Source organism: Barnesiella sp. WM24 (genome assembly GCF_004570975.1).
GTDB lineage: Bacteria > Bacteroidota > Bacteroidia > Bacteroidales > Muribaculaceae > Muribaculum.
The window spans coordinates 260242-282688 of sequence record NZ_SPPC01000004.1 but is presented as its reverse complement, the minus strand read 5'-3'; the positions used below and the strand labels follow the sequence as shown (position 1 = coordinate 282688).

The 22447-nt window shown below is 47.9% G+C and carries 16 protein-coding genes; 7 read left to right on the top strand and 9 right to left on the bottom strand.

All coding sequences use genetic code 11. The features are described from left to right. Nucleotides 1–6: 6 nt before the first annotated feature. A complete protein-coding gene (locus E4T81_RS06030) occupies nt 7–1872 on the bottom strand; it encodes a TrkH family potassium uptake protein (protein ID WP_135042385.1) in 1866 nt (621 codons plus the stop codon). Between the two features lie 90 nt (nt 1873–1962). Between E4T81_RS06030 and E4T81_RS06025 the strand changes: the two genes are divergently transcribed. After that, nucleotides 1963–3666, top strand: coding sequence for a glutamine--tRNA ligase/YqeY domain fusion protein (locus E4T81_RS06025; RefSeq protein WP_135042383.1), 1704 nt, complete (start codon nt 1963–1965; stop codon nt 3664–3666). 13 nt (nt 3667–3679) lie between these two features. Beyond that, entirely contained in the window at nt 3680–5119 is a 1440-nt protein-coding gene (locus E4T81_RS06020; RefSeq protein WP_135042381.1) for a hypothetical protein, read from the top strand. On the opposite strand, the gene E4T81_RS06015 is transcribed toward E4T81_RS06020, so the two are convergent. Further along, entirely contained in the window at nt 5091–5654 is a 564-nt protein-coding gene (locus tag E4T81_RS06015; RefSeq protein ID WP_135042379.1) for an isochorismatase family protein, read from the bottom strand. The two genes, E4T81_RS06020 and E4T81_RS06015, sit on opposite strands and share 29 nt — an antisense overlap. Before the next feature lie 204 nt (nt 5655–5858). Between E4T81_RS06015 and E4T81_RS06010 the strand changes: the two genes are divergently transcribed. The 3 genes from E4T81_RS06010 to E4T81_RS06000 all read left to right on the top strand — a co-directional run bounded on the left by E4T81_RS06010 (nt 5859) and on the right by E4T81_RS06000 (nt 13482). Further along, nucleotides 5859–9512, top strand: coding sequence for a hypothetical protein (locus E4T81_RS06010; protein ID WP_135042377.1), 3654 nt, complete (start codon nt 5859–5861; stop codon nt 9510–9512). 198 nt (nt 9513–9710) lie between these two features. Next, nucleotides 9711–12332, top strand: coding sequence for an alanine--tRNA ligase (gene alaS / locus E4T81_RS06005; protein WP_135042375.1), 2622 nt, complete (start codon nt 9711–9713; stop codon nt 12330–12332). Nucleotides 12333–12417: 85 nt separating this feature from the next. Next, on the top strand, nt 12418–13482 hold the full coding sequence (locus E4T81_RS06000; RefSeq protein ID WP_135042373.1) for an alpha/beta hydrolase: 1065 nt from the start codon (nt 12418–12420) through the stop codon (nt 13480–13482). Here E4T81_RS06000 and E4T81_RS05995 read toward each other — a convergent pair. From E4T81_RS05995 to yihA, 3 genes are read right to left on the bottom strand one after another with little or no spacing between them, the layout of a single operon-like run. After that, complete coding sequence (locus E4T81_RS05995) at nt 13406–14242, bottom strand: hypothetical protein (RefSeq protein WP_135042371.1); 837 nt, start codon at nt 14240–14242, stop codon at nt 13406–13408. The genes E4T81_RS06000 and E4T81_RS05995 overlap by 77 nt on opposite strands. Continuing rightward, nucleotides 14223–16427: a bifunctional (p)ppGpp synthetase/guanosine-3',5'-bis(diphosphate) 3'-pyrophosphohydrolase gene (locus E4T81_RS05990; RefSeq protein WP_135042369.1), complete on the bottom strand. Its 2205-nt coding sequence runs from the start codon at nt 16425–16427 to the stop codon at nt 14223–14225. Before E4T81_RS05990 ends, E4T81_RS05995 begins: the two co-directional genes overlap by 20 nt. A gap of 37 nt (nt 16428–16464) precedes the next feature. After that, nucleotides 16465–17082: a ribosome biogenesis GTP-binding protein YihA/YsxC gene (yihA, locus tag E4T81_RS05985; RefSeq protein ID WP_135042367.1), complete on the bottom strand. Its 618-nt coding sequence runs from the start codon at nt 17080–17082 to the stop codon at nt 16465–16467. 193 nt (nt 17083–17275) lie between these two features. On the opposite strand from yihA, the gene E4T81_RS05980 reads away from it, so the two are divergent. Both E4T81_RS05980 and E4T81_RS05975 read left to right on the top strand, forming a co-directional pair. Next, entirely contained in the window at nt 17276–18307 is a 1032-nt protein-coding gene (locus E4T81_RS05980; protein ID WP_135042365.1) for a lysylphosphatidylglycerol synthase transmembrane domain-containing protein, read from the top strand. A 22-nt stretch (nt 18308–18329) separates the two neighbouring features. Beyond that, complete coding sequence (locus tag E4T81_RS05975; RefSeq protein ID WP_135042363.1) at nt 18330–19046, top strand: tRNA1(Val) (adenine(37)-N6)-methyltransferase; 717 nt, start codon at nt 18330–18332, stop codon at nt 19044–19046. Here E4T81_RS05975 and E4T81_RS05970 read toward each other — a convergent pair. From E4T81_RS05970 to E4T81_RS05955, 4 genes are read right to left on the bottom strand one after another with little or no spacing between them, the layout of a single operon-like run. After that, on the bottom strand, nt 18966–19832 hold the full coding sequence (locus E4T81_RS05970) for a glycosyltransferase family 2 protein (protein ID WP_135042357.1): 867 nt from the start codon (nt 19830–19832) through the stop codon (nt 18966–18968). The two genes, E4T81_RS05975 and E4T81_RS05970, sit on opposite strands and share 81 nt — an antisense overlap. Continuing rightward, the gene (locus E4T81_RS05965) at nt 19829–20512 is read right to left on the bottom strand and encodes a glycosyltransferase family 32 protein (RefSeq protein ID WP_135042356.1); all 684 of its coding nucleotides are present in this window, start codon (nt 20510–20512) and stop codon (nt 19829–19831) included. The genes E4T81_RS05970 and E4T81_RS05965 overlap by 4 nt, the downstream gene beginning before the upstream one ends. Further along, nucleotides 20509–21276, bottom strand: coding sequence for a hypothetical protein (locus tag E4T81_RS05960; protein WP_135042355.1), 768 nt, complete (start codon nt 21274–21276; stop codon nt 20509–20511). The genes E4T81_RS05965 and E4T81_RS05960 overlap by 4 nt, the downstream gene beginning before the upstream one ends. Further along, nucleotides 21248–22012 carry a glycosyltransferase family 2 protein gene (locus tag E4T81_RS05955; RefSeq protein ID WP_135042354.1) on the bottom strand — a complete coding sequence of 255 codons (765 nt, stop codon included), beginning with the start codon at nt 22010–22012 and terminating at the stop codon, nt 21248–21250. Before E4T81_RS05955 ends, E4T81_RS05960 begins: the two co-directional genes overlap by 29 nt. Between the last annotated feature and the right edge of the window lie 435 nt (nt 22013–22447).

Genomic DNA, 22447 nt, shown 5'->3' with positions numbered 1-22447 from the left:
GGTTTATCAGTTTATTATTATATTGTCGGTTGGATACTGTACGGGGCGGTCTTGCCGGTTTCCTGTGACGCCGATAAGAAGCGATATTATGCCGACCCTGCCGAGAAACATGGCACATATCAGCAATGCCTTTGACGCGGTGGAGAGCATTGGCGTGATGCCGAGCGACGACCCTACGGTGAATATCGCCGACGACACCTCGAATAGCAGGCTCTTTGCCGTCATCTCCGGCTCAAGCAGCATTATCGCCATTGAAAAGAGCGAATAGGAGAGTATCGAAAGGGTCACCACGGCGTTGGCGCGTCTTATCGATGTCGTGGCGATAGTGCGGTTGAATGCTGTGACACGTTTGTGTCCCAGTATTATTGCTTTCAGGTTTATGAGTATCGCGGCAAATGTGTTCACCTTTATTCCTCCTGCCGTGGACTGGGAGGCTCCTCCCACCCACATGAGAAAAAGCACAAACACGAGTGTCACGTTAAGGAAGTTTGCCGGGTTGACCGATACAAATCCTGAACTGCGTGGAGTGGTGGAGTTGAAGATTGACTGAGCGATCTGGTCATATAGGCTGAACCCCGCGAGAGTGTTGTTGCGCTCAAACAGGAAAAACAGCACGACGCTTGCTGCAAATATGATGAGAGTAGCGCGCAATGCGATTTTAGTGTTGAGGTTATATATATGCACTTTCCTGCCTGTCACGGGGCGATGTCGCAGGCGTCGCCACGCAAGCCTCACATGTTCGAAAAACGCGTCGCGGAAATTGACAAGTATCGGAAAGCCGATTGACCCGGCAAACACGATGACACTTATTACAAGATAAATCGACTGGTCGCTGTTCATAAGAGCCGGATTGGACATCCCTCCCGGCAGATTGGAGAAGCCCGCGTTGGAGAATGCCGACACGGCGTGAAACACAGAAAATTCGACCTGCTCTCTCAGAGGCATGTCAAGTACATCGTGAATCGACCACCATATCCCGAGTGCGCCCAGTCCCTCTACGACGATGGTAAACATGAATATGTACAGAAGGGTAGGGAGCAGTGCGTTGACCGACTCCGTGTATATCATGTCCTTGACCATCAGCTGGCTGTATATTGACGTCGCTCCGCTGAAAAACAGTGCGAAAAAGCTCGTGAAAGTCATGACTCCGAGAGCGCCTATCTGTATCATAAGCCCGAGTACAAATATGCCGAGCGGGGTGAATGTGCTCGCTACATCTATCGTGGTCAGCCCGGTGATGCACACCGCGCTTGTCGCCACAAACAGCGAGTCGATATAGGATATGCCGTCGTAGGTGCATTTGGGCATCATCAACAGATAAGACCCGAGAAATATGAAAAACAGGAAACTGCATGACAGCATAAGTGACGGGTTGGTGCGCTTCCCCATTATATGCATTATTCCGTAGCTTATATCGACCACGGCATAGCAGAACATCACTATAAGAAAATACTTGTTGCTGTAAAGCAGCGTAGCGAGCCATCTTATCCACGGCTCCTCGGGCTGCGGATATACCAGCGGAAGCAGTGTCGACAGTATTCCGATGTCGACAATCCATTTTATTATACGGGTGTCTTGCAGGGTCTTGCGCGTATTGAATACGAAATTAAATATCACGTTCAGGGCAAATACACACTGGATTATGTGCAGAAAGCGGAATATGGTCTTCATCCTCGCCGGCTCATGGTCGTAGCCCGCATAGGTTATGAGAAACAGCACGCAGGCGACCGCCATTACAAACGTGATCACCGTAAGCACCCCGGTAGCCGCCTTGATGGCATTTATCGAGTGGCGCAGCTGCTTTTCCCAGTATCTTCCTGCGCTATAAAGACGGTTGCGTAGGTGCCTGATGAATTGATTTACGCGATTCATGACTTTTAAACGAAATAGCCGGGGGTAAAGTTATGCATTATAAAAAATAATGAGTAATTTTGTGACTATAAAATTATAAAACTAATCATTATGTCGGAAATAATCGAAGAAATAAATGAAGAAAAGGGTGGCTTGAACTTTGTCGAGCAGATTGTGAGCGACGATCTTGCCGCCGGTAAAAATGGCGGTAGACTGAACACACGTTTCCCGCCCGAGCCTAACGGCTATCTTCACATCGGTCACGCCAAGGCAATATGTATGGACTTCGGCATCGCTGAAAAGTTTGGCGGCACCTGCAACCTGCGATTTGACGACACTAATCCTACAAAGGAAGATGTCGAGTATGTCGATTCAATCCGTGAGGATATCCACTGGCTTGGATTTGACTGGGGCGACCGCGAGTATTACGCAAGCGACTACTTCCCTCAGCTTTATGACCTTGCCGTGCGCATGATCAAGGAGGGTAAGGCTTATGTCGACCATCAGACATCGGAGCAGATTGCCGAGCAGAAAGGCACCCCGACACAGCCCGGCGTCAACAGCCCTTACCGTGACCGTCCCGTAGAGGAAAACCTGGACCTGTTCCGCCGCATGAATGAAGGCGAGTTTGACGAAGGCACCTATGTGCTGCGCGCGAAGATAGACATGGCTTCGCCCAACATGCACTTCCGCGACCCGATAATGTATCGTATAATAAAGCACCCCCACCACCGCACCGGCACGACCTGGAAAGTCTACCCGATGTATGACTTCGCTCATGGTCAGAGCGACTATTTCGAGGGTGTCACACATTCGATATGTACTCTTGAGTTTGTGCCTCACCGCCCTCTCTACGAGTATTTTGTGAAGGAGCTTGCCGATGAGAGCTATTGCCCCCGCCAGATTGAGTTCAACCGTCTTAATCTTACATATACTGTAATGAGCAAGCGCAAGCTGCTTCAGCTTGTAAAGGAAGGGCTTGTAGCCGGTTGGGACGACCCGCGTATGCCGACTATCTCCGGTATGCGTCGTCGCGGATTCACTCCCGCGTCGATAAAGAATTTCATCAACATGATAGGCTATACGAAGGTGGAGGCGCTTAACAGCATCTCGCTTCTTGAACACGCCGTGCGCGAGGACCTTAACAAGGTGGCTACGCGTGTGATGGCGGTCATGAACCCTGTCAAGGTGGTGATAACCAATTATCCCGAAGGTCAGGAGGAAATCGTGGAAATGGAGAATAATCCCGAGGACACTACCGCCGGAACCCACAAGATGCCTTTCTCACGCGAAATTTATATCGAGCGCGATGACTTTATGGAGAATCCCCCTAAAAAGTTCTTCCGTCTCGCTCCTGATGGAGAGGTGCGTCTAAAGGGTGCCTATATCATAAAATGCACAGGCGTCAAAAAAGATGCCGATGGCAACATCGAGGAGATATATTGCACTTATGACCCGGAGTCAAAGAGCGGTATGCCCGGAAGCATGCGCAAAGTAAAGGGCACGCTCCACTGGGTGTCGGCTGCTCATGCCGTCGATGCTACGGCTCGTCTGTATGACCGCTTGTTCTCAGTCGAGAATCCCGCTGAGGAAAAGGACAAGGATTTCCGTGAAATGCTTAACCCTGACTCGTTGAAGGTGGTGGAAGGTATAAAGATTGAGCCGTATCTGGCTGAAAATGTGAAGCCCGGCGATCATTTCCAGTTCCAGCGTATCGGATATTTCACTCTTGATTCCGACTCAAAGCCGGGTAACCTCATCTTCAACCGCACGATGCAGTTGAAGGACACCTGGGAAAAACTACAAAAGAAATAAGGAGAAACAATCTATGGATCGCGAACAGCGACGAAGAGAAAAACTATACAGGAATTTCAAAGAGAGTCTTGCCGGCGGGATTACCCCGCCGGTATATGACGAAAATGACCTGCTGGACATTTTTGATTACGCCAATGACGTGTATGACGAGTATGTACAGTTTGAGGTGATATTGCTTGCCGCCCGTCTTTACCCCGAAAGTGAGGAAATGATGCAGCGGCGTGCATTTTATATGTATGGCAACCTGTCGATGACCGAGGGAGCCGCCAATCTTGCCGCTTCCCGTAGTCAGGAGTCGGCGCTTTGGGCGGTTCTCGACCTGATGGTAAGGCATCCTTCACCCGAAGAGTGCCGCAAGGCGATGATGGCTATCCTCGACCGGTATTCCGACTTTGACGACGAGACAGCTATCCAGCTTGTCGATTCATGCTCCGACCTTGGCATATTTGACTGGGTGGTGCAACACAAAGACGAGCTTCAGCGACGTTGCGCCTACCCGGAGACATTCCTTTACGAGATGGCGATGGAGGCTGATTCGCGTGCCGATTATGACCTTGCATCGAAGCTTATGGAGGAGCTTACCGAGCGTGAGCCGTTTAATGCCACGTTCTGGCACATGCTTGCCCAGCTGCAGGTGAGACTCGACAACTATAGCGAGGCGCTTGCCTCGATTGACTACGCGCTTGCCATTGATGCCGCCTCCGAGGCTTATCAGCTTACAAAGGCGCAGATACTCTTTGACATGAAGGCTGACCGTGGCAAGGCGGTGGAGATGGTTGAGGAGCTGCTGAGAAAGGAGCCGGGAAACAAAGTGGCTGTACACACACTTGCCGCCATGTACACTTTTGAAGACCGCGTCGTTGACGCTGTGTCGCTGCTTAACGGTTATCTTGAGAAAAATCCCGCCGACAAGGAAGCGGTGGAACACCTGTTGATGCTCGGTGACCGCGATTCCGGCATTATGGCGGTCAAGAAATATTTTTCATCGTTTCCGGAAGAAAACACGGAGGAATGGGCGGCTTGGGCAAAATCGTTTTACAACCGCGACCAGTACAGGCAGTGTGCCGATATTCTGCTCGTTTTGATGGAGCATTGCGGACAGATTCCCGAGTGGACTCCGATGCTTGAAGGGCTTTATCGCTCCGGCGACTACCAGGCTATTGTGACTCTTTACCGTGATGTCGTGCTTGCCGCTGAAGATGCCTCAGGCTTCGATCTCTCCATGACCGACGCACTGATTTTTGTGCTTAGTCTTGTAAGATGCGGTCAGTCAATGGCGGCAAAGAAGCTTATCGACCTTGTGACTCAGCTTGATGTACGCGATGTCTACCCCTTTGAAAAGCGACTTACGGCTATGAAGGTGTGTGACATCATGAAATCTATAGGCGGCGCTATCGGCTCCGGTGTCGACTTTGAAGTAGACCCTATCGACCCTTTTCTTGCAAAGAATTGATTGCTGATTGTAGTGGTGCGCCTCCGTCGATTGACGGCGAGTAGTCGGCGAGCACATTGAACATGCCGTCACCGAACAGTCGGCGTCCGTCATTAAGCGTGTCGAGCACACATACATCACCTGCTATTCCGCATAGGTCGATTATATCTATTCCATGCCGCCTGATGATTTCTTTGATTCTGACGGCGGCATCGCTGTTTTTGAATATCGAATATTCTTCAGTGGCGGTGTCAGTGCCCTTTTTAAGTAAAATTGTGTCTCCTTGTGTAGAGATAAGCGCCCTCATCACGGGTTGCCATATTGCTGCGCCCGGAGTCCCCTCTATGCAATGGGCGTTCCAGAGTCCGCCGTTCTCGACAAACGACATGTGATTTGCCGGATGGCTGTCGGCTGTCAGGACTTTCACTTCATATTTTCCATCGCTTTCAGTGATGTAATTTGCGAGTGAATTCATCGCTTCCTCCGCACCGGCTACCGCGAGAGAGCCGGTGATGAAGTCATATTGCGGGTCTACGATTAACAGCATGCGTCTCATGATTGTAAGAACATTGGCTAATACAAAATAGTTGGACCGTCGCGGAAATAATGCTCTTCTTTTTATCATGAAGGCTGAATATGTGTTAAAATGTCTGTCGTTGGGTTATTTTATTACAAAATTGATTACTTTTGCATTTTTAATGCAAGTGCGTGCAGGAAATTCTAATAAACAGTAAATATAGTAATAATTAAAAGAAACAAGATGAAAAGATTCTTTCAAGTAATCTTGACGACTGCATTGTGCGCTTCTGCAACCGGGATTTCTCCTGTGTCGGCAAAGCCTGTTACCGACAGAAATCAGTTGGGAAGTGTCGTCAAGTCAATGAATGAGGGTCGTATGTCAAGGATGGACATTCCTTTTAAAGACAAAAAAGCTGCGGCTCTTACTGCTATGATGAACAAGTCCGGGCTTAAAAAGGCTCCGGAGTCTGAAAGTGTGTTTACCGGTATCGAATATTTTGACTACCTTGAGGCTCCTGACGGTTCTGTATGGTATGCTACCGGAGAATTTGATTTTGAGACAATATCCAATGAAGCCTACACACAGAAGACTCTCAAAGGTTTTAAATATACCATATATGACTCCTATTTTCAGAAAATAGGAGAAATAAAGGATGTTATTGAATATAAAGATGATGAGGTAAGAGCGGTGCAATATGAGATTGCATCGGTAGTTACCCAGAAATTCTTTAATTATGACAACAACTATGAGGTCATATTCTCGTTGGGCATGAACACGACCTCTTATGAGAACCGTTACTATTCTTATGCTTATTCTATAGGAGGCGAGAAAGATGCTGACGGAAACGATGTGCCTATAATGGAGTTTCAGGGTACGCTCTGTGACGCCGTCGACTCTTCTACCGATAGCTGGTCGGAGAATTTCTACCTGTCATTTTCTTATGAGGAAAAAGATGAATCAAAGGTTGACAGTGAAAACTACCTTGATTATCTGAGTACATTTAAAATGGTTATAGATACTTATAAGAAAGCGTCTTATTCAGGAGGCCCGACTTGTATTGCCCAAAAGAAGATACGTCTTATGGATCTTCCGGGCGACCAGATGAGCACTTCTCCGCTGCTTTCATTTGCAAGCGAAGGAAGGGCTTATTTTGTTTATCAGCAATATGAAAAGAGTTTCTTTGTCGATCCTACCGGGTGGACAGATGAGTCACTGTCTGAAGACAATCATCTTATTGTGGAGATTAACTCCATCGGTGCCTATGACCAGGCTTTGAAAGAGGAAAAGCGTATCAGTATACCTACTGACCAGACATTTGGCGATGACAAGGTGTTGTGTACTTATTATGGTGCAGGTCACTTAGGCTATAATGAGGATATTGTTAAGGATGGTGATGACTATAAGGTGGTTATCGCAAAGCAGAAATATATCTCCGGTAATGATGACGCTACTACCGATTCATATTACATTTACAACAGCGACGGAGAGGTAGAGAAGACTCTTGCCGAAGATATTGTCGGATTTATGGGTCTGTCTGATGTCCCAGGTTATGACCACCAGTATATGTTTATTACTGTTACCAATATGGGTTACATGCTTTCGTTTGTGGATGTTCCTTCCGGCGACGTGGCTGCGATGTTTACCAATATTGTGGATGGTTATAGCCTGAGCTCTTATGTTGACCGTGTTCCCGCTGCTCTCGGTTACAAATATGCCTTCAAGGCGATGAATCCGATTTCGGAGGACGGTTGTTCTATCGAACGTGTTGTATGGCTTGATGCCGACGGCAAGGTGATTGGTGTTGATAAGATAAATCTCGGAAAGGATGTTGCAAATGCCATGATGCTTATGAGCCAGAATGTGCTTTCTCCCTATTATTGCAACACTGATGATGAGCATGAGTATATGTTCTTTATCAAGAAGTATCGTCCCAACGGCGCTGCCGGAACTGATACTCACATGGTGATAACTGCTGCCAACTCTTATGATGTGTTGCTTGACCTGACTGCTGATGCCGAGAAAGGCGAGCTTCGCCGGGTTGACCCTGTGACAATGCCTCAGAATAATACTCTGCTTGCAATCTATGAGAAGAACAATGCGTATAATGTAGATTCCTACTCTCTGCCTTTCACCCGTTTTGTAGGTGGTGACGGAACTGTAGACAATCCTTACCTCATAGCTACCCCGGGTGACTTCAGGGAGATTGGAAAATCACTGTCATCTCACTACCGCATTGTAAATGACATTGATTTCTCTGAATACACAATGTCTACTTTCAAGGGCGCGTTTGTCGGTTCGGTTGACGGTGGCGGCTACACCTTGTCAAATATTGATTTGACCGGACTTACCGGTATCTTCGACTATCTGTCAGAGGGTGCATCGGTCAAGAATCTTAACCTGTATAAGGTAAAGGTTGATTGCTCAGGCAGCTCTCTTGCCGGAACGCTTGCTTCATCGGCTCTCGGTACAAAAATCGACAATGTGCATGTGTATGCTCTTGATGCAAAGGCAAGTGATGACACTTCTACCGATTTCGGCGGTATCGTAGGTCGTGCCACTAACTTTTCTGTAATCTCCAACAGCTCTGTAAATGGTGTGATTGACATGCCCGGAAGCTCTGTCGGAGGTATTGTCGGCGAGACCCGTACAAGCTCTTCTGTGAAGGCTTCTTCATTTATTGGAACAATCATCGGTGCTACCGAGGTAGGTGGTATCGTGGGTTCTGCATCTAACAGCGGTGACTCTTTCACCGACTGTCATGTTGACGCTGCGCTTACCGCACGTAACACTGTCGGTGGTATAGCCGGCGCATCTTCACGCGCAGAGATTACCCGCTGCTATGTGGAGGGTTCTATAAAGGCTGTCGGAGGCGAGGCGCGCTGGTATGACAATGGTCCTTGTGCCGGCGGTGTCGTAGGAAGCCTCGGAGCTGACACCGGTAATTCTTCTCTTCCCGAGGGTGACGGTTCTTCAGAAAAGGTTAATCCTATAACTAACTGTTTCGTCAATCTCTCTTCACTTGAGGGATATACTCCCGAGCTGCCCGAGGAATATCCAGGTCAGCAGGCTACTATCCACCGTATCGCCGGTCGTTCCAACGCCAACTACGAGCCTGACATCGTAGGCGAGGATGAAGATTGGAATCCTATATATGGAGATCCGCGAGGCGAAGAGTCGGCAATCAGCAACAATTACGCTGTCGCTTCGCTTGCTCTTGGCGCTGAAGACGCTACCGCTGACCATAACACAGTGGAAGGTAAATCGGTTGATGCATCGGAACTCTCGGCAGAATGGTTCAAGAATACTCTTGGTCTTGTTTATGGCACGTCGGTTGACGCTCCCTGGCGTGATGTTGCTGACAATGATCCTGCCCTTTACCATGAGGCAGCATCTATCATCGACCCTGTCGAGATTTCAGTAATGGAAGGCAGCGAGTTTGATATAAATGTGTTCCTTGTACGCGCTGTTCCGTTCACCGAAGAGGAATTCATTGACAACTTCACTTACGAAAGTTCTGATGAGTCGGTTGTTGAGATGACCGGTTCGATGAATTATGCCGACGGTGTTGCCGCTATCGGTTTCAAGGCATTGAAGCCGGGCAAGGCTACAATCACAATGTTTGGCTCTAAGTGTGAGGTGACAGTGATTCACGATGAGGCTCTTGGCATCGGTAATATTGCCGACGCTTCCGAGGGTGTTGTTGTAATCGCCGGAACCAATAGCATTACGGTGAAAAATGCCGCTGAAGGCGCTGCTGTGGAGGTTTACACTCTTGCCGGCGTGAAAGTGTTTGCAACCGTAGCCACCGGTGCTGCCGACATCAATGTTGACGTCACTTCCGGTCTTTATATCGTGAAGGCGGGCAATAAGGCTGTAAAGTGTCTTGTAAAGTAAGTCGATAGACTGTCGATACATAGTAATATGGGGTGTCGCTGCGCGGCGCCCCATATTTGTTTTTATTTTGCGGGCTTATATATTTATTATGAAACTTGCATAAGACGGTGGTTTGCACTAATTTTGCAAATTATTATGGAATAGTGTATTATAGTAATACACCGATAAATAGAAAGAAAACGTAAATTATTATATAAAATGCTGACTGCAAAAGAAATACGAGAGTCATTCAAAGACTTCTTCCGCAGCAAGGGTCATCAGATTGTTCCCTCTGCCCCTATGGTCATCAAGGATGACCCTACATTGATGTTTACCAATGCCGGTATGAACCAGTTCAAGGATATTATACTTGGCAATGCCGCCGCTAAGTATCAGCGTGTCGCCGACTCGCAGAAGTGCTTGCGTGTAAGCGGTAAGCACAATGACCTGGAAGAAGTGGGAATGGATACATATCATCACACTATGTTCGAGATGCTCGGCAACTGGTCGTTTGGCGATTATTTCAAGAAGGAAGCTATCGACTGGGCGTGGGAATATCTCGTAGACGTGCTTGGGCTTGACCCGGCTAATCTATATGCCACTGTCTTTGAAGGTTCTGCGTCGGAAGGACTGAGCCGTGATGATGAGGCGGCGTCATATTGGGAAAAACATCTTCCCGCCGACCATATAATCAATGGTAACAAGCATGATAATTTCTGGGAAATGGGTGACACCGGACCCTGCGGTCCCTGTTCTGAAATCCATATCGACCTCCGCAGTGAGGAAGAGAAGAAGGCTGTCCCCGGACGTGAGCTTGTCAACCATGACCATCCGCAGGTAATAGAGATATGGAATCTCGTATTCATGCAGTATAACAGAAAGGCTGACGGCTCGCTTGAGTCGCTCCCTGCAAAGGTGATTGACACAGGTATGGGATTTGAGCGTCTTTGCATGGCTCTTCAAGGTAAGAAATCCAACTATGACACTGACGTGTTCACTCCGCTTATCAATAAAATCGGCGAGCTTTCCGGAAAGCGTTATGGAGATGACCCGAAAGTTGACATAGCAATGCGCGTGATTGCCGACCATGTGCGCACAATTGCGTTCTCTATCGCTGACTCGCAGCTCCCCGGCAATGCTAAGGCGGGATATGTAATCCGTCGTATTTTGCGCCGTGCTGTCCGTTATGCCTATACATTCCTCGGTCAGAAGCAGGCTTTCATGTATCGCTTGCTTGACACTCTCATCGAGAGCATGGGTGAGGCTTATCCGGAACTCCCGAAGCAGCGCGAACTTATCATGCGTGTCATAAAGGAGGAGGAAGATGCTTTCTTGCGCACACTTGACAATGGTATCCGTCTGCTCGACGGAGCGATTGCCAGCGCAAAGGCTCAGGGCAAAAGCGAGATTTCAGGTAAAGAGGCTTTTGTGCTTTATGACACATATGGATTCCCTCTTGACCTCACCGAGCTTATTCTGAAGGAACATGACATGACGCTTGACCATAAGGAGTTTGACGACGAGATGGCGGCTCAGAAAGCACGCGCCCGCAACGCCGCAGCTGTAGAGACCGGCGACTGGGTGGTGGTGCGTGACGGCGAGCAGGAGTTTGTGGGCTATGACTCGACTTCGGCACCGACACAGATACTCCGTTACCGCAAGGTGAAGCAGAAGAATAACGAATATTATCAGATTATACTCTCTGTCACTCCTTTCTATGCCGAAATGGGCGGACAGGTAGGTGACCGAGGTAAGCTTGTCGATGGCGATGATGTGGTTGAGATATATGACACCAAGCGTGAAAACGGAGTCGGCGTGCATCTTTCCAAGAAGTTGCCGCGCAATCCTCAGGCTACATTTGATGCGGTGATTGACGAAGAGGCGCGTCGAGCCATCTCTTGCAACCACACTGCGACTCACTTGCTCCACGAGGCTCTCCGCGAGGTGCTTGGCTCTCATGTAGAGCAGCGCGGATCATTTGTTTCTCCTGATGTGTTGCGTTTCGACTTCTCCCACTTCCAGAAGGTGACTCCCGAGGAATTGCGCAAGGTAGAGCATATAGCCAATGAGCGTGTGCGCAAGGCTATTGCCCGTGACGAGCATCGCAATGTGCCTATCGAAGAAGCTCGCGAGATGGGGGCAATGGCTCTATTCGGCGAGAAATATGGCGATGAGGTCAGGGTAATCCGTTATGGCTCGTCGGTAGAGCTTTGTGGCGGTACTCACGTCGACAATACCGGAAACATAGGTATGATAAAGATTGTGTCGGAAAGCAGTATCGCTGCCGGCATACGCCGTATCGAGGCTATAACCGGAAGCCGTGTTGAGAGCGTCATCGAGGACATGCAGGACACCCTGCGCGAGATTGGCGCTATGTTCAACAACACCCCCAATCTACTGGTTGCCCTGCGTAAGTCGCTTGATGAAAATGCCGAGCTGAAGCATCAGGCTGAGGAGTATTTCAATGAACGTGTCAACAATCTTACTAATGATTTGCTCGCCAAGGCTTATGAGACAAGCGGCATCAAGGTTGTTGAGCTTACGGGTGTGCGTCTGCCTGATGTCGTAAAGAATGTCGCGTTTGGTGTACGTGCCAAGTCACCGGAACACACCGTGTTTATCGGTGCTACCCACGACCCCTCGGGCAAACCTCTCTTGACAGTCATGGTTACCGAGGACCTGGTGAAGGATGGCATGAACGCGTCGACTACGGTGCGTGAGGCGGCAAAGCTGATACAAGGCGGTGGCGGCGGTCAGCCGGGATTTGCCCAAGCCGGAGGAAAAAACAAGGATGGTCTGTCGGCAGCTTACGAGAAAATGCGCGCTTTGCTCGGGGTATGATGACTCTGTGAACGAAAATTTTTAAAATAATGTTATAGATGTGGGCACGGATTCTTTCGTGCCCGCATTGTTTTGATTATTGCTTATGAAAAAGACCGTATTGTTATTGATGCTTGTTGCTGTTGCTGTAATTCCGGCAGTGGCACAGTGGATGCCCGACAGGCTTGGCGACGGCTATGAGATGCGTTATGTGGAGCAGCCCGATGATTACAGCGGAAAAGTGCGTTCGACGATTGTGCGCAAGCGCTCGGCATGTGGCGGACATCGCGGAGTGCTGTATGTGCACGGGTTTAACGACTATTTTTTCCAGAAAGAGATGGGCGACAGGTTTGTGGATTCATGCTACAACTTCTATGCTGTGGATTTGCGTAAGTACGGACGCTCTTTGATGGAAGGGCAGAAAGCGTTTCAGGTCAGGGATATGCATGAGTATTTCGCCGACATTGATTCTGCCGTTATGTGTATGAAGCGTGACGGCATTGATGAGATTGTACTCATCGGACACTCTACAGGCGGGCTTACCACTTCGCTATATATGAATGAGAATCCTCCTGCCGAAATCAAGGTTCTGGTGCTTAACAGCCCGTTTCTTGACTGGAATCAGAGCAAGTTTCAGGAACGCATACTGATTCCCGCGGTCGACTGTATCGGTGGCGTTTTGCCAGGTATCGCGATTTCTCAGGGTGATAGCCGGGCTTACAGTGAGAGCCTGTTGAAAGAGTATGGCGGCGAATGGGAATTTGACACTTCATTGAAATTGGAGGTCTCGCCCGATGTCGACACCGGCTGGATACGCGCTATAGACATGGCTCAGGCTATAATACAGAACGACCCGTTTATTAAGGTTCCGGTATTGCTGATGCACTCTGACCGCACGGCAAAGGCCGGTGACCCGCGTGAGGTCTACTCGTCAAGCGATGCTGTGCTTGATGTGGAGGATATATCGCGCTACGGAAAGCGTCTCGGCCCGCTTGTCACTGAGATTACAGTAAAAGGCGGACTTCATGACCTTGTGTTGTCAAAGCCTGAAGTCCGCAATGCACTTTACGATTATATGTTTGGCTGGCTTGATGCTAATCTTTATCAGTGCGGGCAGCCTGGTCGCGGGCGAGAAGAAGCTGTCGGTCGAGGAAGTCGCGTTTCGAGCTGAGCGACCGTGACTGCTCCATTGCCTTGCCGAGCTGATAGGCGAGTGTGATGGAGCGGTTGTCGTTGGCTGAAAGAGGGGTGGAATAGTTTGACGCCCCTTTGAAGGTCAACGTTACTTTTTTGTCAGGATTTGCAGTAAGGAAATGACCGAGTGTGTCACACTCCGCTCCGATGAATGTAATCATCTCTGTGCCGCCCGAACGGTAGTTGCGGTCACCGTCATATGCCACTTCCGAGGTGCTGACCTCTCCCGCGCTACCTTTCAGGCTGATGGATGTGTGGCGCACCTGACGGGCGTTAAGCGAGCTTATAAGATAGAATCCGCCGTCGGGCGACACTCGCGCCTCGACTCCGGTGCGGTTGAACAGGTTGGAGTTGGCCGACTCCTTTATCACATAATATCCCTCTACAAGTTCCGGATTGTTGACAAAGGTGAAATAATTCATCAGCGAGTCCTGAAGATGAGCGTAATAAGCTTGAAGGCTGTCGGTCATCTGCATCTCGGCGACAGTCATTTTTTCCATTGCCAGCGGGCGCAGGTGCATCCCTTTGCGCTGGCTCTCTATCTGGGCGGGATACTTTGACTGTAATGTGTCAAGAAGTTCTATGGCGAGGCGGTAGTCGCCCGCGTTAAGCGCCGAGTCAGCTGTGGCGACAAGGCTTTCCGCACTCTCTTTTTCCGCGTTTTTTCCATTACATGCCGTCATCACAAGCGCTAAGGCGGCTGCGGCAGTGACCGCTTTATTTACTACGTTGCACATCTTTTACTCCTTTTACGGTTTTTAGTTTTTTTATAAGGTTGTTGAGGGCTACAGTGTCGTTTACTCCGACAATCAGGTAGCCTTGGAATATTGAGTCGTTGGAATTGATCGAGATGCTGCGCAGGGTCACGTCTTTCTCCTTGTTGATGATGGAGGTGATGTTAGTGACGATGCCTATGTCGTCATGACCGATTATGCGCAGTGTCGCCCCGAACTGCTGCCCGAGTTTTCCCGACCATCTTGTAGTAATCAGACGGTAGGGATATTTCTGGCGTATATTGTCGGCATTGGGGCAGTCGTGACGGTGAATCTTGATGACGCCCTCGGCCGAAATGAAGCCAAACACGTCGTCGCCGTAAATCGGGTTGCAGCATTTCGCAAGCTTGTAGTTGATGCCTTTGATATTGTCGCCGATTACAAGCACGTCGTCCTGACGCTCTTCGTCATCGGTTTTTGGTGAGAGCTGGAATTCCTCGGCGGAGCGTATCTCGCCTATGGCTGCATCCTTCTTCTCGATGTTTTCATATTCGGCTATTATGTCGTTTATGTCTATCGATTCTGCTGCCACGGCATCATAAAAGTCGGTCACGGTCTTGTAGCCCATCTTCTTTATCACGCGCATTATTGTCGCCTCCTGCAGGTCGATTTTGCGGTTTTTGAAGCGTCGTTCGACAAGCTCCTTGCCAAGCGTTGCCGCACCGTTTTTCATTTCGTGGACAGCCTGTCTTATCTTGTTGCGAGCCTTTGACGTCACTACAAAGTTGAGCCAGTCGAGTTTCGGAATCTGTGTCGAGGCGGTGAACACCTCGACAGTGTCGCCGCTTTTCAGCTTGTAGTTTAGCTTCTGGTTTTTGCCGTTGACTTTTCCGCCCGTACACTTCATCCCCAGATTGGTGTGGATGTTGAAGGCAAAGTCCAGGAGCGATGCTCCGAACGGCAACTTGTAAAGGTCGCCTTTGGGAGTGAACACAAACACCTCTTTTTCGTAGATGTCCATCTTCATGTTTTTCATCAGCTCCATCGGTCCGGTCTCGGCAGTTTCAAGGATGTCACGCACATTGTTCATCCACGCGTCGAGGTTTCCTTCGCTCTTGATGCCTTTGTAGCGCCAGTGTGCGGCAAGTCCCTTTTCCGCAATGAGGTCCATGCGCTTGGTGCGTATCTGCACCTCGACCCATCGGTTGTCAGGGCCGTAGACTGTTATGTGGAGCGACTCGTAGCCGTTGCTTTTGGGTATGCTGAGCCAGTCTTTCATCCTTGACGGATTGGGCCGGTAGAGGTCGGTGATTATGGAGTAGGCGAGCCAGCAGTCGCTTTTCTCCGCCTCGCGCTCGCTGTCGATGATAATCCTTATGGCGAAGAGGTCATATATATGCTCGATGTCGTTTTTCTGTTTCTTGAGCTTGTTCCATATCGAATATATCGACTTTGTCCTGCCTTTGATTTCATATTTCAGGGGAGTCTTGTCAAGCTTCTCTTTTATAGGCTTGATGAACTCGGCTATATATGCGTCGCGGCTTGCCTTTGTCTCGTTGAGCTTGTGGGCTATCTCGGTGTAAGTGCTGCGGTTGGTGTATTTCAGCGACATGTCCTCAAGTTCCGACTTGATGGCGTAAAGACCGAGACGGTGGGCAAGCGGGGCATAAAGGTAGTTGGACTCGTAGGCTACGTCATGCACCATCTTCTCGTTGGGATGGTGGTTGATGGTGCGCATGAGTTCCAGACGGTCGATAATCATGATGATTATGACGCGTATGTCTTCAGCAAAGGTAAGCAGCAGCTTTCTGAAGTTGTCGCTCTCTACGGCGGCTTGCTTGCTGTAAAGTGTCGACACTTTCAGCAGCCCGCGTATAAGTTTTGCGATGTCTTCACCCCACGCCTTTACAAGTTCATCTTCGGGGATAAACTCACTTTTACATAGGTTGTAAAGGAGTATCGCAAGTATCATGTTGCGGTCGGGACTCACCCTCTCGCATAGCGACAGGGCAGTCTTTATATTGTGAAGTGCCGGATTTATGCCATATTTATCGCGTCGGTAGTGGTTTTGGCTGATACCTTCGTTGATAATATGTCTCACCCTCTTGATGTCATCAGGCTCGACTATATCTCTGGTATGCTCAAGTAATCGGCGGAACGAGGTTATCATTTCTTCCCTTTCCGTCGGGGTTAGATATTTTTCGTTCATGACTGTTGGGTGTAATGGGGTAGATGGGGGTTACTCGTTATTCATCGCCGGAGGCAAGTAGAGGAAGCTTGTTCAGCTCTTCGATGTAGTCGAGGAGCTCGTGTTTCCCTCTGCCGTTGGCGCTTGAAGTGTAAAATACAGGCGGAAGCTCTTCCCATTGTTCCTTCAGGCGTTCAAGATACTTGCCTGTCTGTATTTTTGCAGCAGCAGCCGACATCTTGTCAAGTTTTGTAAACACCAGGGCAAACGGGATTCCGTTTTCTCCGAGCCACTCGATAAACTCCATGTCGATTTTCTGTGGATCGTGGCGGGAGTCGACAAGCACAAAAAGACATGTCATCTGTTCCCGTTCAAGAATATAGTCCTCGATGATTTGCTTGATCTGCGCCTGCATCTTTTTTCCGCGCTGGGCATATCCGTAACCGGGAAGGTCAACGATATACCACTCGTCGTTTATCAGAAAGTGATTGATGAGAGTGGTCTTGCCCGGGGTGGAGGAGGTCATGGCAAGACCTTTCCTTCCTGTAAGCATGTTGATTAGCGATGACTTTCCTACATTGGAACGCCCGATAAACGCGTATTCATGACGTGGCGTCGACGGACACTTTTTTACATCTGTGTTGCTTATTTCAAATTTTGCAGAGGTTATATTCATTATTTCATCGGTTATTTAGCGTAAAGATACAAAATTTTATGTTAATAGAAACGTAAATCTTACCTTAATGTTTAGCTCAGTTGTTAATATAGAAAAAATGTCGTGTGACCCGCGATGGCTGACTACAGCCTGATAAATCTAACGATTCATCGGGGTTGCATGATATAGAAGACTGTAAATTATTGATGACTATATGACTGACGGATTGCGAAAATGGATTGAAAAGATTGCCCGCTATCTGATACCGTTTCTGGTATCGGCCGGGATGGTGGTGTGGCTGTTTCACAAGGTTGACATCCATGAGATGATGAGGGTGATTCGCGAGGGATGCGATTTCCGCTGGATAGTTGTGATGATGCTGATAACAGCGTTGTCCCATGTGATAAGGGGCATACGCTGGGGTATTCAGCTGCGTGCCGTAGGGGTGCCGCGTATGTCGGTCGTAGCGGAGAGTGTGGCAATTTTCGGAGCCTATGCCCTCAATCTCGTCTTTTCAGGGGTAGGGGAGGCATGGCGGTGTGTCTACGTGTCGCGGAGAGAGAACACTCCTCTTTCAACAGTCGTAGGCACAGACCTCGGTGACCGCAGTTCCGATGCCGTGGTGGTGCTTATGCTTCTCGGGCTTGCGCTTGTCGTGGCAAAAGGACCTATCGACACTTTCATTTCCCATTATGCCATCGGTGAGGACATACGCCACTTTTCCGATGACCCGCGATTGTGGTGTGCCGTGATTCTTGGGCTTACACTCGTGTGGGCGTCGTTGTATTTCTTCCGTAAATACCGCTATATAGAGAAGATTGACAGTAGCCTGAAAAATGTGTGGCAAGGATTCAAGGTGCTTTTCACGATGAAAGGTGTCGGGGCTTATGTTGTGCTCACTCTTGGTATCTGGCTGTGTTATTTCATGGAGACCTATGTGTGTTTTTATGCATTTCCGTTTACGCGCGCTTTGATTGATTCACCGGGCTCCGCCTATGGGCTGATTCCGGGACTTGTTGTGTTTGTGTTCGGCTCGTTCAGCATGGCAGTCCCGTCCAACGGCGGTCTCGGGCCGTGGAATATAGCAGTGATGTTTGCACTCTCGATTTACGGCATCGGCAATACGGAAGGAGCGGCGTTTTCTATGGTTATGTGGAGTTTTCAGGCTGCTATGCTTGTCATGCTCGGTGTGTTTAGCGCGATATATATAGCGGCTACTAAACGTAAAATTGGTTCAAGCCGGTAAATTGTTGTACCTTTGCAGCGCAATGGGTACGAATAAAAATCGACAACATACATTCCGGTTCAAGCAATTTGCCGTGGCCAACCGTCTTGCCGCTATGAAAGTGGGCACTGACGGTGTGTTGCTCGGTGCCTGGTGTGATGTCACCGGATGCACTCGCGTGCTTGATGTCGGCACAGGCTCCGGCGTGATTGCGCTTATGGTCGCTCAACGTTGTCAACAGGCGATGATTACCGGCATAGACGTCGTGCCTGAGGCTGTCGCCGAGGCGAGGGAAAATGCCGCCGCTTCCCCCTGGGGCGACAGACTCGATTTTGTAGAGGGCGACTTCTCCGAGGCTGTAGGGAGCGGTATCCTGTCGCGCTATGACCTGATTGTAAGTAACCCTCCGTTTTTCATGACTGATATAAAGTCGCCTGACCGGGCGCGCGCAGCCGCACGTCATGGCGACGGGCTGAGCTATGCCAACATCCTGCGCGCTGCTCGCAATCTGCTCGCCCCGGGAGGACGCCTGGCGCTTGTCTCACCCGCCGACCGTGAAAATGACATAATGCTTGACTGTGAGCTTTCCGGATTAAACGTCACCCGACTCACCCGCGTCTACACCAAGCCTTCCGCGCCGTCGCCCTCGCGCCTGCTTTGGGAGATTGCCGTTGAGCCGTCACCCATTGTCGCTGACTCCCTCATAATCGGCAGTGACGACTACAATATCCTTCTCCGCGACTTCTATCTTGCCCTTTAGATACTTGTCATAACCGTCTACACATCTTACCTTTTGTTGTTGTGTACTTTGTTCATACATTGAGCGATTATTGTCGAGATTGGTCATTGATGCCTCGTTGTGCCATAAATGGAATGCGATGGCAGAAAATTTGGCAAATAGTTTTTTTATGCCGTGGTTTTTTAATCTGGATTCTAAATCGCTATCTTCGTAGCCGTATCCTTCAAATCTCTCGTCATATCCGTTTATTGCAGCAAAATCCTTTTTGAAAAAAGACAGGTTACATCCAAGTCCGGTTCTGTTTTTCCTGTATCGCGATGCAAATATTTTTGAAAACAAAGGTATTCTTATACAGTATTCGCGTTTGTATTCAATTTTGGAAGACATAAAATTTGGATAGTCCAACTTATCTTCACTACATAGGTATTCAGAGAAGCTTCTGTTCAGATAAGTCCTACCGCCACTGATGTAATGGTTTGGTCTACATAGAGCGATGTGGTCTTTTATGAAATCGCGATGAAGTATTATGTCACCATCAATTTCTATAATATAATCGCCTGAAGATATGGCAACTGACTTGTTTCTCATCATCGCCAGGCGAAATCCTTTGTCTTCTTGCCACACATGAATTATCGGTATCTGTGTAAGTAGTCTCAGACTATCAATCATGTCTTTGGTTTCCAAAGTGGATCCGTCATCGCCTATTATTATTTCATCAGGAGCAGTACTTTGCGATATTGCGCTCTTAACACATAATTTTAATGCGTCAGGACGGTTATAGGTAGATATAATCAGAGATATTTTCATTTAGAGAAATCAGTTTTAAAGTGTCTTACGCAGAATCCTTGTGCAAGGTTTTTAAGTTTTACTTTTAGTGTCTTTTTATATTTCCACGATCCTTGATAATAATGTACGGCAAATGTATTTGGCGTTATTTCAAATGTGTGATTAATGAAATCACCGCCGATAAATCCCATAGGGAATACTTTTGGGCGTTTGTATGTAGGAATTTTAGGCATAATCTTGTAGGTGAGTATCTTGGTGTTCGGTGTCCTCATGGGATGCCCCCATATGTTTATAAATCGTTGGCGTTTATAATAGTTAAAAAGGGCACTTACCCACATTGCTCCTTTTGGCGCTGCCATAAGCCCCGTTCCAATAAGTGTTTCAGTCTCCATGCCAAGAAATCCGTTTTTAAGATCAAGTTTTTCGTCAAGCGATTTTAATATATTGACATCGGTATCAAGATATATCCCTCCCTCTGTCAGAAGTGCATATACGCGGCATACGTCAGATACAAATGCCATATTGCGTGTGTAGTAAGCTTCTCTTGAGTAATTACAGATATTGACATCAAAGTTTTCCTCATTCCATTCTTTTAAAGTGTATTCAGGAAGATGCTTTTTCCACGATTCAAGATACTCTTTGAATTTAGCCGGTTTCTCATTGTGACCAAACCAGCAATAATGTATAATCTTTGGTATCATTTTGTTTTTGCTGTAAATTTTAAAATGTTTTTGATTTTATGTATGCGGGAACTTTTTGTATCATGTCTTGACTTGGACTGAATAGCTGTGTCAAAGAGCGCTTCTGGCAGATTGGCGTATTTGAGATATTTTTTTACAAAGAATATGTAGTTATCATTAAGAGATGAAAATCTTGTAATATTGTTAAATCTATCTTTAAGATTGACTGTTATCCCTACCGGAATGAACTTAATTCGGTTTATATCAATAAGGCTGAACGTAGCATGTCCAGGTGCAGGTATTATTCTTACGTTGGTTGAGTTAAGGTCGTGATGCAATATCCCCTTGCTGTGAAGCATAGCCGTAAAGCAGGAAAACTGATCAATAACATCTACATTTTCACAGTCAAGATAGTGAGCTAAAGGTGTCGACTCTTCATAGACTGAGATATAGACACTTTTGATAAGCCGGTTCATGAATCCGCGTCTTTCTCCATACGCAAGTGGCGCCGGTGTAGCTACACCGCGTTTCGTGAGTTCGAGGGCATTTTCATAAGCTTTCCGCGCTTTTGTTTTCCTGAATATGTAGATTATTGACTTGACAAGTGAGGTGCCATATATTTTTATAGCCACATCCTCGCCTCCTACATTTTCTCGCCAAATCTTGTTTCTGCCTGAGTGGACTACAACTGCGTTATTGCTATTATTCTTGTTGTCAAGGATGTCTGTTGTGAGACGTTTTAATAGCTCCCCTGCTTTATCGCTTGTCCTTGACACTATTTTCATAAAGCTTTGAAAGATAGATAATCTGATAGAGCGATGCCATGTAGGCTCTGACAAGTCCCCTTTTCCCGTCGGTGATGCCCTTGCCTAATATAAAGCTGCGGATAAAGAACCACCACGGTCTTACAAGCATTTTCACTGTTCCATACTTTTTATGAGATCTCTTCACAACCTCATAATCGCTGTATACATTCATCTTGTCGATTCTTGATTTTATGGATAGGTCATCAAGATGAATCATATAAAGGTCTTTTCTATTGGCGGGTATATTCTCGACTTTACATTCGACTTTCGGGCGCGAATGTATAGTAGCGGGCCAGGTCGTCTTGTTTTTAAGGAAGAAGCGCAGTTGGTAGTCGGGTGATGCCGTCGCGGGGCGTCCGAGAAACATGTTCTGTCGAGCCACTGCGAGCGCAGAGTTGAATCCCGGTTCGTTTATGCGGCTGTAAAGATAGTCTTTAAGGGCTTTCGGCACTATTTCATCAGCATCTACTACAAACACCCAGTCGTATTTGGCGGAATGGATGGCGAAGTCACGCGCAGGTTCACATATGTTATGATTCCCTTTGGGAAATGTTACGACACGACAGCCGTTGTCGGCTGCTATCGCGGCTGTGGAGTCGGTGCTTTCCATGTCACATACGACGATTTCGTCAAATCCCTTCAGGGAGTCAAGCACTTTCTGCAGATGAACTTCCGCGTTGTAAGTGTTCATCACGACTGAAATTTTGTTGTCCATAAAACTACGGTCATGGCTATGTGTCTTTCATCCTGCCCAAAAAACGGTTGTTCTTATAAAAATAAAAAAAGGTGTGGAGGATGTATCTGCTTTATCATATAGTTCAGGTCTTGGCGTACCCATGCAACATGATAAAGCAATAGCCCCACACCAAATGATATATACATACACCTCTCTATTGCCGAAAATGACAATATGCAGGTGCACACACATACACTCAATGCAGGTGCTATTGCCAATCATCTCCGTTGCATTTACAAACCGCCAAGTTTGAACTATGAAGATAATTTCAATAACACCTTTTGTTAATATGTCCTTGCATGGGCCAACTCTATGGCATCACTTGCAATTGTCGCAAAATTAACAAAAAAATATTATTTGTGGGGCTATGTATCGGATAAAAATAGTTGTTCTCACAGAAAATGCGGTGGAAAA

Bases quoted from the DNA above. Each gene is read 5' to 3' on its own strand.
- E4T81_RS06030 (WP_135042385.1), bottom strand. From the start codon at position 1,872: ATGAATCGCGTAAATCAATTCATCAGGCACCTACGCAACCGTCTTTAT.
- E4T81_RS06025 (WP_135042383.1), top strand. From the start codon at position 1,963: ATGTCGGAAATAATCGAAGAAATAAATGAAGAAAAGGGTGGCTTGAAC.
- E4T81_RS06020 (WP_135042381.1), top strand. From the start codon at position 3,680: ATGGATCGCGAACAGCGACGAAGAGAAAAACTATACAGGAATTTCAAA.
- E4T81_RS06015 (WP_135042379.1), bottom strand. From the start codon at position 5,654: ATGAGACGCATGCTGTTAATCGTAGACCCGCAATATGACTTCATCACC.
- E4T81_RS06010 (WP_135042377.1), top strand. From the start codon at position 5,859: ATGAAAAGATTCTTTCAAGTAATCTTGACGACTGCATTGTGCGCTTCT.
- alaS (WP_135042375.1), top strand. From the start codon at position 9,711: ATGCTGACTGCAAAAGAAATACGAGAGTCATTCAAAGACTTCTTCCGC.
- E4T81_RS06000 (WP_135042373.1), top strand. From the start codon at position 12,418: ATGAAAAAGACCGTATTGTTATTGATGCTTGTTGCTGTTGCTGTAATT.
- E4T81_RS05995 (WP_135042371.1), bottom strand. From the start codon at position 14,242: ATGTGCAACGTAGTAAATAAAGCGGTCACTGCCGCAGCCGCCTTAGCG.
- E4T81_RS05990 (WP_135042369.1), bottom strand. From the start codon at position 16,427: ATGAACGAAAAATATCTAACCCCGACGGAAAGGGAAGAAATGATAACC.
- yihA (WP_135042367.1), bottom strand. From the start codon at position 17,082: ATGAATATAACCTCTGCAAAATTTGAAATAAGCAACACAGATGTAAAA.
- E4T81_RS05980 (WP_135042365.1), top strand. From the start codon at position 17,276: ATGACTGACGGATTGCGAAAATGGATTGAAAAGATTGCCCGCTATCTG.
- E4T81_RS05975 (WP_135042363.1), top strand. From the start codon at position 18,330: ATGGGTACGAATAAAAATCGACAACATACATTCCGGTTCAAGCAATTT.
- E4T81_RS05970 (WP_135042357.1), bottom strand. From the start codon at position 19,832: ATGAAAATATCTCTGATTATATCTACCTATAACCGTCCTGACGCATTA.
- E4T81_RS05965 (WP_135042356.1), bottom strand. From the start codon at position 20,512: ATGATACCAAAGATTATACATTATTGCTGGTTTGGTCACAATGAGAAA.
- E4T81_RS05960 (WP_135042355.1), bottom strand. From the start codon at position 21,276: ATGAAAATAGTGTCAAGGACAAGCGATAAAGCAGGGGAGCTATTAAAA.
- E4T81_RS05955 (WP_135042354.1), bottom strand. From the start codon at position 22,012: ATGGACAACAAAATTTCAGTCGTGATGAACACTTACAACGCGGAAGTT.